This is a genomic window from Plasticicumulans sp. (assembly GCF_035331805.1).
Lineage (GTDB): Bacteria > Pseudomonadota > Gammaproteobacteria > Competibacterales > Competibacteraceae > Plasticicumulans.
This window is the reverse complement of record NZ_DAOLKE010000006.1, coordinates 1-16,223: the sequence shown is the minus strand read 5'-3', so window position 1 is coordinate 16,223 and position 16,223 is coordinate 1. Positions and strand designations below refer to the sequence as shown.

Genomic DNA, 16,223 nt, shown 5'->3' with positions numbered 1-16,223 from the left:
GGTTCCGCGGCGGGGCGGCGGAAGGTTCAGGCGGCGGCAAGATGCGCGAGTGCGCGGTCGAGGCGGCGCAGCACGGCCTCGCGGCCGGTCAGCGCCAGCGTCACGTCGATGCCGGGCGAGGCGGCGCGTCCGACGACGGCGACGCGCAGCGGCTGCGCGACCTTGCCCATCTTGAGTTCCAGTTCGGTCGCGACCGCCTGCACGGTCTCGTGCAGCGCGGCCGGCTCCCAGGCCGGCAGCGCGGCCAGACGCTCGCGCAGGCAGGCGAGCGGCTGCGCAGCTTCGGGCTTCAGGTGCTGTCTTGCGGATTTCTCGTCGTAAGCCTCGAAATCCTGCCAGAAGAAGGCGCTCTGCGCGGCGAGTTCCTGCAGCGTCTGCGCGCGGCAGGCCATCTCGCGCACGACCTCGACCGGGTCGGGACCGCTGTCCGGGTCGATGCCGAGCGCCGAGAGGAAGGGCCGCAGCAGCCAGGCGATCTGCTCGGGCGGCGTGCTCATCAGGTACTGCTGGTTCAGCCACAGCAGCTTCGAGGTGTTGAACGCCGAGGCGGCCTTGTTGACATCGCCGATGTCGAACAGGCGGATCATCTCCTCGCGCGTGAAGACTTCCTGATCGCCGTGCGACCAGCCGAGGCGCACGAGGTAGTTGAGCACTGCACCGGGCAGGAAGCCCTCGTCGCGGTACTGCAGCACGCTGACCGCGCCGTGGCGCTTCGAGAGCTTCTGGCCGTCGTCGCCGAGGATCATCGCCACGTGCGCGTAGCTCGGCACCGTCGCGCCGAGTGCGCGCAGGATGTTGATCTGGCGCGGCGTGTTGTTGATGTGGTCATCGCCGCGGATCACGTGCGTGATGCCCATGTCCATGTCGTCGACGACGACGCAGAAGTTGTAGGTCGGCGTGCCGTCGGCGCGGGCGATGACCAGGTCGTCGAGTTCGTCGTTGCGGATCGTGATCGGCCCGTGCACGAGATCGTCGATGACGACCTCGCCATCGAGCGGGTTTTTGAAGCGGATCACCGGCTCGACGCCGGGGCGCGGCGGGCCGTCGTAGTCGCGGTAGCGGCCGTCGTAGCGCGGCTTGATCTTCTGCGCCATCTGCTCGGCGCGCAGCGCGTCGAGTTCTTCCTTCGTGCAGTAGCAGCGGTAGGCGGTGCCGGCCGCGAGCATCTGCGCGATGACCTCGCGGTAGCGCCCGAAGCGCTGCGTCTGGAAGTACGGGCCTTCGTCGTGATCGAGGCCGAGCCAGGCCATGCCGTCGAGGATCGCGGCGACGGCCTCGGGCGTCGAGCGTTCGAGATCGGTGTCCTCGATGCGCAGCACGAACTGGCCGCCGTGGCGGCGGGCATGCAGCCACGAGTACAGCGCGGTACGCGCACCGCCGATGTGCAGGAAGCCGGTGGGGCTGGGGGCGAAGCGGGTCTTGACCATCGTCGCGATCGGTCCGGCAGCGGGAAAGCGCTGCATTCTAGCGATCCGGGCGGCCGGCGGGGGGGCCGGAAACGCTGCGGGGGAGACCGTCCGGTCTCCCCCGCAGCGCAGGCAGGAAAGCTCAGAGCCGTTCGGGCAGGTGCCGGCGGATCGCGTCGGGCGCGAGCTGGGTGAGGTCCTTGCTGACCTCGTCGATCACCAGCTGCGCGGTCGGGCTGTCGAGCCGGCCGCGCAGCAGGCCGAGGAAGGCCGGGGCCGCGGCGATGTAGAGCCGGTCGAACAGACCCTGCACGCGACTGAGGCGCAGGTGCTCGGACAGCTCGCGCGCGAAGTTCAGCGCCTCGTTGCGCCGCGGCTCGGCACACTCGCGATCCCCGCTGCCGTTGCCGGAACACTGGCCGTCGGCGAGCAGGTCACGGGTCTTGGCGCGCGCGCCGGGGTGGTCGAAGCTGCCGATTTCCTGCAGCGGGCCGATGGACTTGCTGACGCTGAACAGCCGGGCGCGGCTTGCGTCCGCCACCAGTATCCACGTTGCGGTCATGCTCACCTCCACAAACCCGGACCGGAGGGCCCGGGATGCCGCTGGCCTTCGCACGCGGGGGAAGTGAGGCTTGTCCGGCCATCCGCCGCGCGCGGGCACGTCGGATCAACGTAGACGGACCCGCCGGTGCCTGCCAGCGGTGCGCCGGAGCCGCCCTGGGCGGCGTGCGTTCAGCTGCCGTTGCGGCCCTGGGCGGCGAGCGTCTCGATCGTGACGTGGCGCACGTCCTTGCCCTTGACCAGATACACGACGTATTCGGCGATGTTCTTGGAGTGATCGCCGATGCGCTCCAGCGCCTTGATCATGAACAGCACGTCGATCGCGTGCCCGATCGTGCGCGGGTCCTCCATCATGAAGGTCACCAGCCGGCGCAGCGCCGACTGGAACTCGCTGTCGAGCTCCTCGTCGCCGCAGGCGATCTCGACCGCCTTGTCGACATCCATGCGCGCCAGCGCATCGAGCGCGCCGTGCAGCATGTTGGCGGCGAGGCGCGCCATGTTGGCGACATCGCGCAGCAGCCGGGCATTCGGCGCGCTGTTGCCGTCGTAGATCTGCGTGACCATGCGCGCGATCTTCTGCGCCTCGTCGCCGATGCGTTCGAGGTCGGTGACCGTCTTGGCCATCGACAGCACCATGCGCAGGTCCGAGCCGACCGGCTGGCGCAGCGCCAGCAGGTTGACGACTTCCTCGTCGGCGCGCACGTCGAAGCCGTTGACGACGTGATCGCGCGCGACCACCTCGCGCGCCGCGGCGATGTCCTCGTCCTGCAGCGCCTGCACGGCACGGTTGATCTGGTCCTCGACGAGGCCGCCCATTTCGAGCACGAGACTGCGCAGGCTCGCGAGCTGCTGGTCGAAGCGCTTGACGGTGTGGCCGTCGGTACTCACGGACATGGCGGATACTCCCTGGGGGCGGGCGGGGCAGGGCGGCTCAGCCGAAGCGGCCGGTGATGTAGCCTTCGGTCAGCTTGTGCACGGGGTTCGTGAAGATCTGCTCGGTCTCGCCGACCTCGATCAGGTCACCGAGGTGGAAGTACGCGGTGCGCTGCGACACGCGTGCGGCCTGCTGCATCGAGTGCGTGACGATGACGATCGAGTAGTTCTCGCGCAGCTCGTCGATCAGTTCCTCGATCTTCGCGGTCGCGATCGGGTCGAGCGCCGAGCAGGGCTCGTCCATCAGGATCACCTCGGGGCTGACGGCGATCGCGCGCGCGATGCAGAGCCGTTGCTGCTGGCCGCCGGAAAGTCCGGTGCCGGGCTGCTGCAGGCGGTCCTTGACCTCGTTCCAGAGGCCGGCCTTCTCCAGGCTCCACTGCACGAGGTCATCGAGCTCCGAACGCGAGCTGGCCATGCCGTGGATGCGCGGGCCGTAGGCGACGTTGTCGTAGATCGACTTCGGAAACGGGTTCGGCTTCTGGAACACCATGCCGACGCGCGCGCGCAGCTGCACGACATCGAGCTCGCGGTCGTAGATGTCCTGACCGTCGAGCGTGATCGCACCCTCGACGCGGCAGCCGTCGATGGTGTCGTTCATGCGGTTGAGGCAGCGCAGGAACGTCGACTTGCCGCAGCCCGAGGGGCCGATGAAGGCGATGACTTCATTGATGCCGATGTCGATGTCGACGTGCTTGATCGCGTGCTTCTCGCCGTAGAACACGTTCACGTCACGCGCGGCGATCTTCGGGTTGTCGACGGTCACCGTACCGACGGTGCGGTGGCCGACGGGGGCCGGGGCGGTGTGGTCCGCCTCGGGCTGCGGGTGAAGCTCCGGCATCGGGGTTTCCTCGATTCGGTTCAGCGGTTCCGGTCGGGTCATCGTAGTGTCTTCCGGCATGCAGATGCGGTGGGTGTGCTGCGCTTACCAGCGGCGCTCGAAGCGCCGGCGCAGGATCACGGCGAGCAGGTTCATCAGCACCATGAATGCCAGCAGCACGATGATCGCGGCCGAGGTGCGCTCGACGAAGGCCCGCTCGGGGCTGTCGGCCCAGAGGTAGATCTGCACGGGCAGGGCCGTGGCCGGAGCGGTCAGGCTGCCCGGCACGTCGACGATGAACGCGACCATGCCGATCATCAGCAGCGGCGCGGTCTCGCCGAGTGCGCGCGCCATGCCGATGATCGCGCCGGTCAGCATGCCGGGCAGCGCGAGCGGCAGCACGTGATGCAGCACGGTCTGCATGCGCGAGGCACCCATGCCGAGCGCGGCCTCGCGGATCGACGGCGGCACCGAGGTCAGCGCTGCGCGCGAGGCGATGATGATCACCGGCAGCGTCATCAGCGTCAGCACCAGTCCGCCGACCAGCGGCGCCGAGCGCGGCAGGCCGAGGAAGTTGATGAACACCGCCAGGCCGAGCAGGCCGTAGACGATCGACGGCACCGCGGCGAGGTTGTTGATGTTGACCTCGATCAGATCCGTCCAGCGGTTGCGCGGCGCGAATTCCTCCAGATAGATCGCCGCGGCGACGCCGATCGGGAACGACAGCGCCAGCGTCACCAGCATCGTGAACAGCGAGCCCATGACCGCGCCGAGGATGCCGGCCTGCTCGGGCTCGCGCGAGTCGCCGTTCGTGAACAGGATGCGGTTGAAGCGCAGTTCGAGCCGGTGGTCGGCGGCCAGCCGGTCGGCCCAGGCGATCTGACGGTCGTTGATCCGGCGCTCGGCCTCGGGGGCGCTGCGGTCGTAGCTGCCCTTGAGCAGGCCATCGAGCAGCGCGCTCGCCGGCACCCAGACGCTCGCGCGCGTGCCGATCACCGACGGATCGGCCAGCACCTGGTCACGCAGCTGGAAGGCCGCGCCGGAGCTGACCAGCTCCTGCAGGTCGCGCTGCTCGCCCCGGGACGTGACCTCCGGGAACATTGCGCGCACGGCGGCCTTCACGAGGCCGGGATAGTTGGCGGCGGCGAGCGTCTCGGGGTCGCGCCGGCCGTCCGGGCTCAGCTCGGCGGCAGCGAAATCGACATCGAGGCGCACGTAGGCCTGGCGGAACGCGCTGGCACCGGTGCCGATGATGTTCGTGAACAGCAGCACCAGAAAGCCGAGGCTCAGGATCAGCGCGCCGGCGCCGTAGGCGCGGAAGCGCCGCTCGGCGGCCTTGCGCCGGCGCACGAGGGCAGTGTGCATGCTGCCGCCGAGCCGGCGCTCGGGCGCGATGGCCTGGATGCCGCGCGGGGAAGTGGAAGCCTGGTTCATTCGTATTGCTCCCGGTACTTGCGCACGACGTGCAGCGCGACGATGTTCAGCAGCAGCGTCACGACGAACAGCACGAGGCCGAGCGCGAACGAGGCCAGCGTCTTCGGGCTGTCGAACTCCTGGTCGCCGACCAGCAGCGTCACGATCTGCACCGTGACCGTGGTCACCGAATCGAGCGGGTTCGCGGTCAGGTTCGCCGACAGGCCGGCGGCCATCACGACGATCATCGTCTCGCCGATCGCCCGCGAGGCGGCGAGCAGCACCGAGCCGACGATGCCGGGCAGCGCCGCCGGCAGCACGACCTGGCGGATCGTCTCGGAGCGCGTCGCCCCGAGCGCGTAGGAGCCGTCGCGCATCGCCTGCGGCACGGCGTTGATCACGTCATCGGACAGCGAGGACACGAACGGGATGATCATGATGCCCATGACCAGACCGGCGGCCAGCGCGCTCTCCGAGGCCACTTCGAGGCCGATCGCGGTGCCGAGCTCGCGGATGAACGGCGCGACCGTCAGCGCCGCGAAGAAGCCGTAGACCACCGTCGGGATGCCGGCGAGCACCTCCAGCAGCGGCTTGCCCCAGGTGCGCACGCGCGGCGGTGCGTATTCGGACAGGTACAGCGCCGACATCAGTCCGAGCGGCACGGCCACCAGCAGGGCGATCGCCGAGATCAGCAGCGTGCCGGTGAACAGCGGCACCATGCCGAAGCTGCCCGAGGCGCCGGCCTGATCGGCGCGCATCGCCGTCTGCGGGCTCCAGTCCAGGCCGAACAGGAAGTCCGTGACCGGGACCTTGCGAAAGAACAGCAGCGATTCGAACAGCACCGACAGCACGATGCCGACCGTGGTCAGGATCGCGACGCTCGCGCAGGCGATCAGGAACCACATGCCGGCCTGCTCGACATGGTTGCGGGCGCGGAAACCCGGGGTGACGCGGCGCCAGGCGTGGTGGAGGCCGGCGAGGCCGAGCAGGGTGACCAGCACGGCGAGCCCGTAGCCGGCGCCGGCACGCAGGTCCAGATAGCGCGCGGCAGCGGCGGCGACCTCGGGGCGGGCCGCGGCGGGTTCGACGCTGCCGGCGACGACGTTGCGGATGTCGTTGAGCAGCAGCGCGAGCTGGGCCGGCGGCTGTTCGCGCAGGGCTTCGGGCAGCCCGGCGATCACGAGCCGGGTCAGCAGCCCGCCTTCGAGCGAGATCCAGATCAGGAACAGGGCCAGTGCCGGCAGCGCGCACCAGAGGGCGGCATGCAGGCCGTAGTAGCCGGGCAGCGAATGCAGCCGGTTCACGCGGCCGCCGGCGACGGTGAACGCGCGCCGCCGGCCGAGGTGATAGGCGAGGGCCGTGAGGCCGAGCAGGAGCGCCAGAGTCAGGGATGGTGTCATCGTCGGAAATCCGCGGCGGGCTGGGGAATGCCGTGTACGGGCCGCACTGCCGGGCGGGGACGGCGCAAGGCGGCCGGGCGCGTCATCCGCACCCCGCCGCCTGCGGCGGACCTCACGGCGCTCGCCGGCCGGCAGCTTACTTGCTGCCGATCGTCTTCAGTTCGCGCGCCGCGGCAGTGACCGACTTGCGCTCGGCGTCGGGCAGCGGGATCAGGCCCTTGTCGGCGAGATAGCCGTCGGTGCCGAAGGACTTCTCGCTGACGAACTCGTTGACGAACTCCTTCAGGCCGGGGATCACGCCGACGTGTGCCTTCTTCACGTAGAAGAACAGCGGGCGCGCGATCGGATACTTGCCGGCGGCGATTTCCTCGAAGGTCGGCGAGTGGCCCTCGACGATCGAGCCCTGCACCTTGTCGAGGTTCTCCTCCATGAAGCTGTAGCCGAAGATGCCGAAGGCGCTCTTGTTGGCGACGAGCTTCTGCACGATCAGGTTGTCGTTCTCGCCGGCCTCGATGAAGCTGCCGTCCTCGCGCATCGTCTGGCAGACGGCCTTGAACTGCTTCGGATCGCCGTCCTTCAGCGCCTTGATCGCCGGGAAGGTTTCGCAGCCGTGGTCCATGACCAGCTCGACGAACGCATCGCGCGTGCCCGAGGTCGGCGGCGGGCCGAGCACCTCGATCTTGGCGTTCGGCAGACCGGCGTCGATCTGGCTCCAGTTCTGGTACGGATTGGCGACGAGCTTCGTCGGGTCCTTCGGGTCCGGCACGGTCTTGGCGAGCGCGAGGTAGATCTGCGCACGCGTCAGCTTGACCCACGGCGCGCCCTTGGCGTTGGCGAACACGATGCCGTCGTAGCCGATCTTGACCTCGACGATGTCGGTGACGCCGTTCTTCGCGCAGCTCTCGATCTCCGAGGTCTTGATCGCGCGCGAGGCATTGGAAACGTCCGGATGCTCGGGGCCGACGCCGGCGCAGAACAGCTTGAAGCCGCCGCCGGTGCCGGTCGATTCGATTTTCGGCGTCTTGAACTTCGTGCTCTTGCCGAACTGTTCGGCCACGACGGTCGTGAACGGATACACGGTCGAGGAACCGACGACGCTGATGTAGTCGCGGGCCGACTGGGCCTGCACGACGGCGGCGACAGCGAGGCTTGCCGTCACGGCGAGCGCGAGAAGCGGCTTGTTCACGAAAACCTCCGGTGAGACATGAATTTGTCAGATCCGCGCGCTGGCGGAGCAGGAGCTTGATCTGAGGGCGCGGCGCATTCTGGCCGGGCATTGCTACGGTTTCATGACAGCCTGCAGGGTTTTGTTGCGCTGTGATGACAGCGGGCTGCCGTGCCGGCGCAGCCGGTCGGGACCGGCGGAAACAGTGTGCGGACCGTGGATTGCAGCGTGATGTCGATGCGCGTCAGATCGGATCGCCGTCAAGCTGGCGTTCCAGGGCCTCGCGCAGGCGCGTCTGGGAGAGCGGGTCGGCGAGCGGACGCTGGGCGTCGTCCGTGATCAGGAAGATGTCCTCGGCGCGCGCGCCGATGGTTGCGATGCGGGCGTTGTGCACGCGGATGCCGCAGTGCATGAAGGCGTGGCCGATGCGGCAGAGCAGGCCGGGCCGGTCGGTGGTGATCAGCGTCAGCACCGTGTGCCGCTGCGCGGCGTCCTCGGCGAAGTAGACGGTGGTCGGCGTGCGGAAATGCCGAAGCGCGCGCGGCGCGCGGCGCGAGGGCGGCGCGAGCGGCGCTTCCGGGTGCTGCAGCTGCCAGCGCAGGCGCTGCATGATCTCGCGCATGCGCGTCCGGCCGCTGATCGGCTCGCCGGTGTCCTCGAGCACCGTGAAGCTGTCGAGCGTGTAGTCGCCGAGGCTGGTGATGATGCGCGCATCGAGCACGTTCAGGTTCAGCGCATCGAGCGCCGCGGTCACACGCGCGAACAGGTCCTTCTGGTCACGGGCGTAGATGAAGATCTCGGTGCCGCCGCGCCGCTCGTCCTTGCGCGCGAGCACCAGCACCAGCGGCCGGCCGTCGTCGCGCTTCTTCAGCACCGCGCGCGTGTGCCAGGCGATCTCGTCGGGTGCGTAGCGCAGGAAGTAGTCATCGCCGAACTGCGCCCAGACCTGGTCGATGCGCGAGTCGTCGGTGATCGTGCGCCCGAGGATGCGGCGGGCCTCGGCCTGCACGTCGCGGATGTGTTCCTCCTTGTCGAGCGGCGTGACCAGTCCGCGGCGCAGCGCCTGACGCGTCGATTCGTAGAGATCGCGCAGCAGCGACGCGCGCCAGTGGTTCCACAGGCTCGGGTTGGTGGCGCGGATGTCGGCGACGGTCAGCAGGTACAGGTAATCGAGGTGGGTCTGGTCGCCGACGCGCTGCGCGAAGGCGTGGATCACGTCCGGGTCCTGGATGTCCTTCTTCTGCGCGGTCAGCGACATGATCAGGTGATTGCGCACCAGCCACGCGACCAGATTGGTGTCGTAGCGCGACAGGCCGTGGCGCTCGCAGAAGGCTTCGGCATCGTCGGCGCCGAGCACCGAGTGATCGCCCCCGCGACCCTTGGCGATGTCGTGGTACAGCCCGGCGATGTACAGCAGCTCCGGCTTCGGCAGCCGCCGGCAGACCGCCGTGCAGTGCGGGAATTCGTTCTCGAACTGCGGCAGGTAGAAGCGGCGCAGGTTGCGGATCACGAACAGCGTGTGCTGATCGACCGTGTAGGTGTGGAACAGGTCGTGCTGCATGCGTCCGGTGATCGAACCGAACTCCGGCAGGTAGGCGGCGAGGATGCCGTACTTGTTCATGCGCCGCAGCTGCCGGGTCAGGCGCTTGGGCTGGCGCATGATCTCCATGAACAGCGCCCGCGCGCGCAGGTCGCTGCGGAAGCGGTCATCGATCAGCGGGCGGTGCGCGCGGATCAGCCGGATGGTCTCGGCGCGCACGCCGCGGATCTCGGCGTGCTGCTGCTGCAGCAGGAAGACCTCCAGCAGCGCCACCGGATAGCGCAGGAACACGTTCGGGCGCGTGACCTCCAGATAGCCGTTGCGCACCTGGAAGCGGCGGTTCAGCGGCACCGGCTCGGCGTCCTCGTGCAGGATCGCCTCCTCGAAGAACTGCAGCAGCATCTCGTTGAGCTGCGACAGCGCCATCACCGTGCGGTAGTAGTCCTGCATGAAGCGCTCGACCGCCAGCTGGCCGCCGTGATCGGCATAGCCGAACAGCTTGGCGAGCGTGCGCTGGTGGTCGAACAGCAGCCGGTCCTCGCGCCGGCCGGTGATCGCGTGCAGGCCGAAGCGCACCTGCCACAGGAAGTCCTGGTATTCGCTCAGCTCGGTGAATTCGGCGTCGGTCAGGAAGCCGTGGGCGATCAGGCCGTGCAGGGTCCGGGCACCGAAATGGCGCTTGGCGACCCAGCCGATCATCTGCAGGTCGCGCAGGCCCCCGGGGCCTTCCTTGACGTTCGGTTCGAGGTTGTACTCGGTGTCGTGGAACTTGCGGTAGCGCTGCTGCTGCTCGGCGCGCTTGGCCTCGAAGAACGCCGCCGGCGGCCAGACGCGGCCCGGGGCGATGCGCGTGCGCATGTCGGCGTACAGCGCCTCGGGGCCGGTGATCAGCCGCGCTTCCATCAGGTTGGTCGCGACCGTGATGTCGGACGTGCATTCGCGCACGCAGTCCTCGACCGTGCGCACGCTCTGGCCGACCTCGATGCCGATGTCCCACAGGAAGGTCAGCAGCTGCTCGATCGCGGCGCCGGTGCCGGCATCCTCGGGCGCGGCGAGCAGCAGCATGATGTCGACATCGGAGCCCGGATGCAGCTCGCCACGGCCATAGCCGCCGACGGCGAGCAGCGCGAGATCGGTGCGCGCCTCGCCGATGAAATGGCGCCACAGCAGCGCCAGCAGCCGGTCGACGAGGCGCGCGCGCAGCGGCACCAGCACGCGTGCGTGCACGCCCTGGCGGAAGCGTTCGCGCAGCCGGGTGTCGGCGGCGCGCAGCGCCTCGCGGAAGGCGCGCACCGGCGGCGGCCCGGCGGCGGCGAGGGCTGCGCCAAGTGCTGCCAGATCGAGCAGTTCGGTGCCAGCCGCCGCGGCGGCAACGGAATCGGGGCTGGCGGGCATGGCGCCTCCGGAAGCGTTCAGAGCGGATCGCCGGGGCGCACGGTCAGCACGTCGACACCGTGCTCGGTCACGGCCACCGTGTGTTCCCACTGCGCCGACAGGCTGTGATCCTTGGTGACCACGGTCCAGCCGTCGGGCAGCAGCTTCACGTGGCGCTTGCCGGCGTTGACCATCGGTTCGATCGTGAAGGTCATGCCGGGCACGAGTTCGGGGCCGCTGCCGGGCTTGCCGTAGTGCAGCACCTGCGGGTCCTCGTGGAACACGCGGCCGATGCCGTGGCCGCAGTATTCCTGCACGATCGAACAGCCGTTGGCCTCGGCGTGGCGCTGGATCGCATGGCCGATGTCACCGAGGCGCACGCCCGGGCGCACCATCTCGATGCCGATCAGCATGCATTCCTTGGAAATGCGGCAGACGCGCTTCGCGATCACCGGCACCTCGCCGATCTCGAACATGCGGCTGGTATCGCCGTGCCAGCCGTCCTTGATGACGGTGACATCGACATTGACGATGTCGCCGCGCTTGAGTTTCTTCGGGCCCGGGATGCCGTGGCAGACGACGTGATTGACGGATGTGCAGATCGACTTCGGAAAGCCGCGGTAATTCAGCGGCGCCGGGATCGCCTGCTGCACATTGACCGTGTACTCGTGGCAGAGGCGGTCGAGCTCCTCGGTCGTGACGCCCTCGCGCACGTGCGGTTCGATCATCGCCAGCAGTTCGGCCGCCAGACGGCCGGCGACGCGCATCTGTTCGATCTCTTCGGGCGTCTTGATGGAAATGGCCATGCAGGTCTCGACGGCGGGAGGGCGGGGCGGCAGCAGCGGCGCGAGGCGGTGCGGGCCGGCGGACGGCGACCGGGCGCTGTTGGGTGAAAAGACCGCGTATGGTATAAAGCCGCCGCCCCGCGGGCAATTGCATGCGGGGCCAACCTTCCGAAGTACAACCCGAGACTACTCACACGTGACCGGCACGTCCGGCGGGGTGCCCTTTTCGTCGTCCGGACGAACGGGTCGCCGGGCGGGGCGCGTGGAGGCTCAACCCCGAACTTCGTTCCAAGGAGTCCCGATGTCCACCGTTTCGATGCGCGACATGCTGGAGGCCGGCGTCCACTTCGGCCACCAGACCCGTTACTGGAACCCGAAGATGGGTGCCTACATCTTCGGCGCGCGCAGCAAGATCCACATCGTCAACCTCGAAAAGACGCTGCCGCTGTTCAACGACGCGATGAACTTCGTCGGCAAGCTCGCCGGCAACGGCGGCCGCATCCTGTTCGTCGGCACCAAGCGCTCGGCGCGCACGGCCGTGGCCGAAGCCGCGGCGCGCTGCGGCATGCCGTACGTCAACCACCGCTGGCTCGGCGGCATGCTGACCAACTTCAAGACCGTGCGCCAGTCGATCAAGCGCCTGAAGGATCTCGAGCAGATGAGCGCCGACGGCTCCTTCGAGCGCCTGTCGAAGAAGGAAGTCATCCTGCTGCGCCGCGAGATGGAAAAGCTCGAGCGCAGCCTCGGCGGCATCAAGGACATGCCGGCGCTGCCGGATGCGCTGTTCGTCATCGACGTCGGTCACGAGAAGATCGCGATCCAGGAAGCCGGCAAGCTCGGCATCCCGGTCGTCGGCATCGTCGACACCAACAATTCGCCCGATGGCGTCGATTACGTGATCCCCGGCAACGATGACGCGATCCGCGCGATCACGCTGTACGCCGACGGCGCCGCCGCCGCCGTGATGACCGCCCGCGGCGCGCTGCCGGTTGCCGCCCGCGCCGACGAGGACTTCGTCGAGGTCCCGGCCGAGCGGACCGCCGGCTGATCCGTCCCGTTCCGGCCGCAGGCCCGCGAGCCCAAGGCAAGCGGGCCTTTTTGCGCGTGCCGTCCGGGCATGCGCTGCATCTTTCAGATGAAGCAAAGAGGAATCCACTGACATGTCCATTTCCGCAGCCATGGTCAAGGAACTGCGCGAGCGTACCGGCTCGGGCATGATGGAATGCAAGAAGGCGCTGACCGAGACCGGCGGCGACATCGAGGCGGCGGTCGAGCTGATGCGCAAGCAGGGGCTCGCCAAGGCCGACAAGAAGGCCGGGCGCACCGCTGCCGAGGGCACGCTGGTGGTCGCCGCCGGTGACAAGGCCGTCGCGCTGGTCGAGGTCAACTGCGAGACCGACTTCGTCGCCAAGGGCGACGAGTTCCAGGGCTTCGCCGCTGCGGTTGCCGCGAGCGCGCTCACCGCCAGCCCGGCCGATCTCGACGCACTGCTGGCCGCGCCGCTCGCCGATGGCAAGTCGGTCGACGAGATCCGCCGCGAGAAGGTCGCGAAGATCGGCGAGAACATCGCCGTGCGCCGCTTCGTGCGCTACGAGACCGCCGGCGGCGTGCTCGCCTCCTACCTGCACGGGACGCGCATCGGCGTGCTGGTCGAACTCGCCGGTGGCGACGAGGAACTGGCGAAGGACGTGGCGATGCACATCGCCGCGAGCCGCCCGCTGTGCGTGTCGCCCGAGCAGGTCCCGGCCGAGGTCGTCGAGAAGGAGCGCGAGATCGCGCTCGCCAACGCCGTCAACGAAGGCAAGAGCCCCGAGATCGCCGCGAAGATGGTCGAGGGTCGCGTGCGCAAGTTCCTGAACGAGAACACGCTGCTCGGCCAGGTGTTCATCAAGGATCCGGAAGGCAAGCAGACCGTCGCCGCGCTGCTCAAGGGCCGCGGTGCCAGCGTCGTCGCGTTCACGCGCTATGAACTCGGCGAAGGCATCGAGAAGAAGCAGGAGAACTTCGCCGACGAGGTCATGGCCCAGGTGCGCGGCAGCTGAGGGACCGTGCGGGAGCCCGCTGTTGTCGCAGTGCACCACAAACGCGCGGGCACGGCGGGCTCCTGATACATTAACGGTCCCCCGAATCCAACGATGGACTTTCCCATGCCGGACGCCAGACCCGCCTACAAGCGCATCCTCCTGAAACTCAGCGGCGAAGCCCTGATGGGCGAGGGCGATTTCGGCATCGATCCGGGCGTCATCCACCGCATCGCCAACGAGGTCGGCCAGGTCAACCGCATGGGCGTCGAGGTCGGCATGGTGATCGGGGGCGGCAACCTGTTCCGCGGTGCCGGCCTCGCCGAGGCCGGCATGGATCGCGTCACCGGTGACCACATGGGCATGCTGGCGACGGTCATGAACTCGCTGGCGATGCAGGATGCGCTGGAGCGCATCGGCGTGTTCGCGCGCGTGATGTCGGCCGTGCGCATCAACCAGGTGTGCGAGGACTACATCCGCCGCCGCGCGATCCGCCATCTCGAGAAGGGCCGGGTCGTGATCTTCGCCGCCGGCACCGGCAACCCGTTCTTCACGACCGATTCGGCCGCGAGCCTGCGCGCGATCGAGATCAACGCCGAGGTGATGCTGAAGGCGACCAAGGTCGACGGCATCTACACGGCCGATCCGAAGAAGGACCCCACCGCGACGCGCTATGACACGATCACCTATGACGAGGCCATCACCCGCAAGCTGCAGGTCATGGACACGACCGCGATCGTCATGTGCCGCGAGCATTCGATGCCGCTGAAGGTGTTCGACCTCAACCGCCCCGACGAGATCGTGCGCGTGGTCTGCGGCGTGCCGGGCATCGCCACCACCGTGGTCCGAGGCTGAGACTGACAGATGATCAACGACATCAAGAAGGACGCCGCATCGCGCATGGAGAAATCCGTCGACGCGCTGCGCCATGAACTCGCCAAGCTGCGCACCGGGCGTGCGCACGTGAGCCTGCTCGATCACGTGCACGTCGAGTACTACGGTAACAGCGTGCCCCTGTCGCAGGCGGCGTCGATCAACGTCTCCGATGCGCGCACGCTGGTCGTGCAGCCCTGGGAGAAGACCATGGTCGGCCCGATCGAGAAGGCGATCATGACCTCCGACCTCGGCCTGAATCCGGTCACGGTCGGCACCGTGATCCGCGTGCCGCTGCCGGCCCTGACCGAGGAGCGCCGGCGCGAGATGGGCAAGGTCGTGCGGCACGAAGGCGAAAGCGCCAAGGTCGCCGTGCGCAACATCCGCCGCGACGCGATCGCCGACCTGAAGATGCTGCAGAAGGAAAAGGAGATCAGCGAGGACGACGAGCGTCGCGGCACCGACGACGTGCAGAAGATCACCGACCGCTTCGTCGAGGAGATCGACAAGCTCGTCGCCGCCAAGGAAGCGGAACTGCTGGAAATCTGAACGGTTTTTCTCCCGGCCCTCGACGCAGGACATCCTCCTTGAGCAGCTCCGACAGCACACCCGGCACCCTGCCCCGGCACGTGGCCATCATCATGGACGGCAACGGCCGCTGGGCGAAGAACCGCAAGCTGCCGCGACCGTTCGGCCATCGCGAGGGCGTCAAGGCGCTGCGTCGCGTCGTGCAGCACGGCATCGACCGCGGGCTGGATGCCATGACGCTGTTCGCGTTCTCCAGCGAGAACTGGCGACGCCCGGCGCTGGAGGTCAAGCTGCTGATGGAGCTGTTCTCGGTGGTGCTGCGCTCCGAGATGAAGCGGCTGATGGACAACAACGCCCGGCTGCGCTTCGTCGGCGACCGCACGCCGTTCTCGCCGCGGCTGCGCGAGGCCATGATCCAGGCCGAGGAAACCACCGGCCGCAACACCGGCATGACCGTCGTCATCGCCGCCAACTACGGCGGGCGCTGGGACATCGCCAACGCCGCGCGCGAACTCGCGATCGAGGTGGCCGCCGGGCGGCTGCGGCCCGAGGACATCGATGCCGGGCTGATCCAGCGCCACATCAGCCTCGCCGACCTGCCGGAGCCGGATCTCTTCATCCGCACCGGCGGCGAGGAGCGCATCAGCAACTTCCTGCTCTGGCAGATGGCCTACACCGAGTTCTACTTCACCGACTGCCTGTGGCCCGATTTCGACGAGGCCGCCCTCGATGCCGCCTTCGACTCCTTCGGCCGCCGCCAGCGCCGCTTCGGGCGCACCGGCGACCAGGTGGAGCAGCGGGGTGCTTAGACAGCGCATCCTGACCGCGCTGGTGCTGGCCGCGGTCGCGATCCTCGGCGTGCTGTGGCTGCCGAGCGGCGTGCTGATGCTGCTGGTCGCCGGCATCGTCGCGCTCGGGGCACGCGAATGGCTGCAGCTGATCGGCCTGCCCGGTCACGGCGCGCGCATCGCCTTCCATGGCGCGTGGCTCGTGCTGCTGCTGCTCGGCTGGCTCGGCGGCGAGACCGGCTTCGGTCTGCTGCTGGTGCTGCTCGCCGCGCTGTTCTGGCTGCTGCCGGTGCCGCTGTGGCTGCGCCGCTATGCCGCCGAACCGGCGCTGGCGCAGCCGCGCGAATGGTGGGTGATCAGCGGCCTCGTCGTGCTCGCCGGCGGCGGCGTCGCGTTCACGGTGCTGCACGATGCGCCGGGCTACGGGCCGGGCTGGGTGCTGCTGCTGATGTTCCTCGTCGCCGGGGCCGACATCGGCGCCTTCTTCGCCGGCCGGCGCTTCGGTCGCGTCAAGCTCGCGCCGCAGATCAGTCCGGGCAAGACCCGCGAGGGCGCCTGGGGCGCGCTGGCGGCGACGGCGCTGGTGGCGCTGGCCGGTGCCGCCAGCGCGCCCCAG

General features: G+C 68.7%; 15 protein-coding genes. 6 read left to right on the top strand and 9 right to left on the bottom strand.

Going from position 1 to position 16,223, the window contains the following annotated elements; genetic code table 11:
• Positions 1 to 26: 26 nt before the first annotated feature.
• The 9 genes from gltX to map all read right to left on the bottom strand — a co-directional run bounded on the left by gltX (position 27) and on the right by map (position 11,418).
• Entirely contained in the window at positions 27 to 1,463 is a 1,437-nt protein-coding gene (gltX, locus tag PKE44_RS01345) for a glutamate--tRNA ligase (RefSeq protein WP_324547859.1), read from the bottom strand.
• Between the two features lie 85 nt (positions 1,464 to 1,548).
• On the bottom strand, positions 1,549 to 1,968 hold the full coding sequence (locus PKE44_RS01340) for a host attachment protein (protein ID WP_324547858.1): 420 nt from the start codon (positions 1,966 to 1,968) through the stop codon (positions 1,549 to 1,551).
• 170 nt (positions 1,969 to 2,138) lie between these two features.
• Positions 2,139 to 2,861 carry a phosphate signaling complex protein PhoU gene (gene phoU, locus PKE44_RS01335; protein WP_324547857.1) on the bottom strand — a complete coding sequence of 241 codons (723 nt, stop codon included), beginning with the start codon at positions 2,859 to 2,861 and terminating at the stop codon, positions 2,139 to 2,141.
• A gap of 37 nt (positions 2,862 to 2,898) precedes the next feature.
• Positions 2,899 to 3,741, bottom strand: a complete 843-nt coding sequence (gene pstB / locus PKE44_RS01330; protein ID WP_324547874.1) for a phosphate ABC transporter ATP-binding protein PstB — start codon at positions 3,739 to 3,741, stop codon at positions 2,899 to 2,901.
• Positions 3,742 to 3,825: 84 nt separating this feature from the next.
• Positions 3,826 to 5,085, bottom strand: a complete 1,260-nt coding sequence (gene pstA, locus PKE44_RS01325; RefSeq protein WP_324547873.1) for a phosphate ABC transporter permease PstA — start codon at positions 5,083 to 5,085, stop codon at positions 3,826 to 3,828.
• Between the two features lie 65 nt (positions 5,086 to 5,150).
• The gene (gene pstC / locus PKE44_RS01320) at positions 5,151 to 6,533 is read right to left on the bottom strand and encodes a phosphate ABC transporter permease subunit PstC (RefSeq protein ID WP_324547856.1); all 1,383 of its coding nucleotides are present in this window, start codon (positions 6,531 to 6,533) and stop codon (positions 5,151 to 5,153) included.
• 136 nt (positions 6,534 to 6,669) lie between these two features.
• A complete protein-coding gene (locus tag PKE44_RS01315; protein ID WP_324547855.1) occupies positions 6,670 to 7,719 on the bottom strand; it encodes a PstS family phosphate ABC transporter substrate-binding protein in 1,050 nt (349 codons plus the stop codon).
• Positions 7,720 to 7,942: 223 nt separating this feature from the next.
• On the bottom strand, positions 7,943 to 10,633 hold the full coding sequence (glnD, locus tag PKE44_RS01310) for a [protein-PII] uridylyltransferase (protein ID WP_324547854.1): 2,691 nt from the start codon (positions 10,631 to 10,633) through the stop codon (positions 7,943 to 7,945).
• A gap of 17 nt (positions 10,634 to 10,650) precedes the next feature.
• Positions 10,651 to 11,418 (bottom strand): type I methionyl aminopeptidase, encoded by a 768-nt coding sequence (gene map / locus PKE44_RS01305; RefSeq protein ID WP_324547853.1) that lies wholly within the window; start codon positions 11,416 to 11,418, stop codon positions 10,651 to 10,653.
• 280 nt (positions 11,419 to 11,698) lie between these two features.
• On the opposite strand from map, the gene rpsB reads away from it, so the two are divergent.
• From rpsB to PKE44_RS01275, 6 genes are all read left to right on the top strand, one after another.
• A complete protein-coding gene (gene rpsB / locus PKE44_RS01300) occupies positions 11,699 to 12,445 on the top strand; it encodes a 30S ribosomal protein S2 (RefSeq protein WP_324547852.1) in 747 nt (248 codons plus the stop codon).
• Between the two features lie 112 nt (positions 12,446 to 12,557).
• Positions 12,558 to 13,439, top strand: coding sequence for a translation elongation factor Ts (gene tsf, locus PKE44_RS01295; RefSeq protein WP_324547851.1), 882 nt, complete (start codon positions 12,558 to 12,560; stop codon positions 13,437 to 13,439).
• A 93-nt stretch (positions 13,440 to 13,532) separates the two neighbouring features.
• The gene (pyrH, locus tag PKE44_RS01290; protein WP_324547850.1) at positions 13,533 to 14,273 is read left to right on the top strand and encodes a UMP kinase; all 741 of its coding nucleotides are present in this window, start codon (positions 13,533 to 13,535) and stop codon (positions 14,271 to 14,273) included.
• 9 nt (positions 14,274 to 14,282) lie between these two features.
• The gene (frr, locus tag PKE44_RS01285; protein ID WP_324547849.1) at positions 14,283 to 14,840 is read left to right on the top strand and encodes a ribosome recycling factor; all 558 of its coding nucleotides are present in this window, start codon (positions 14,283 to 14,285) and stop codon (positions 14,838 to 14,840) included.
• Between the two features lie 38 nt (positions 14,841 to 14,878).
• Positions 14,879 to 15,628, top strand: a complete 750-nt coding sequence (uppS, locus tag PKE44_RS01280; protein ID WP_324547848.1) for a polyprenyl diphosphate synthase — start codon at positions 14,879 to 14,881, stop codon at positions 15,626 to 15,628.
• The coding region (locus PKE44_RS01275; protein ID WP_324547847.1) for a phosphatidate cytidylyltransferase at positions 15,621 to 16,223 on the top strand (603 nt) is incomplete at its 3' end. The genes uppS and PKE44_RS01275, both read left to right, overlap by 8 nt.

What these genes read in the sequence shown, in the direction of transcription:
- pstB (WP_324547874.1), bottom strand. Translation starts at nt 3,741, where the DNA reads ATGCCGGAGCTTCACCCGCAGCCCGAGGCGGACCACACCGCCCCGGCC.
- frr (WP_324547849.1), top strand. Translation starts at nt 14,283, where the DNA reads ATGATCAACGACATCAAGAAGGACGCCGCATCGCGCATGGAGAAATCC.
- glnD (WP_324547854.1), bottom strand. Translation starts at nt 10,633, where the DNA reads ATGCCCGCCAGCCCCGATTCCGTTGCCGCCGCGGCGGCTGGCACCGAA.
- map (WP_324547853.1), bottom strand. Translation starts at nt 11,418, where the DNA reads ATGGCCATTTCCATCAAGACGCCCGAAGAGATCGAACAGATGCGCGTC.
- PKE44_RS01340 (WP_324547858.1), bottom strand. Translation starts at nt 1,968, where the DNA reads ATGACCGCAACGTGGATACTGGTGGCGGACGCAAGCCGCGCCCGGCTG.
- gltX (WP_324547859.1), bottom strand. Translation starts at nt 1,463, where the DNA reads ATGCAGCGCTTTCCCGCTGCCGGACCGATCGCGACGATGGTCAAGACC.
- phoU (WP_324547857.1), bottom strand. Translation starts at nt 2,861, where the DNA reads ATGTCCGTGAGTACCGACGGCCACACCGTCAAGCGCTTCGACCAGCAG.
- tsf (WP_324547851.1), top strand. Translation starts at nt 12,558, where the DNA reads ATGTCCATTTCCGCAGCCATGGTCAAGGAACTGCGCGAGCGTACCGGC.
- pstA (WP_324547873.1), bottom strand. Translation starts at nt 5,085, where the DNA reads ATGCACACTGCCCTCGTGCGCCGGCGCAAGGCCGCCGAGCGGCGCTTC.
- rpsB (WP_324547852.1), top strand. Translation starts at nt 11,699, where the DNA reads ATGTCCACCGTTTCGATGCGCGACATGCTGGAGGCCGGCGTCCACTTC.
- pstC (WP_324547856.1), bottom strand. Translation starts at nt 6,533, where the DNA reads ATGACACCATCCCTGACTCTGGCGCTCCTGCTCGGCCTCACGGCCCTC.
- pyrH (WP_324547850.1), top strand. Translation starts at nt 13,533, where the DNA reads ATGGACTTTCCCATGCCGGACGCCAGACCCGCCTACAAGCGCATCCTC.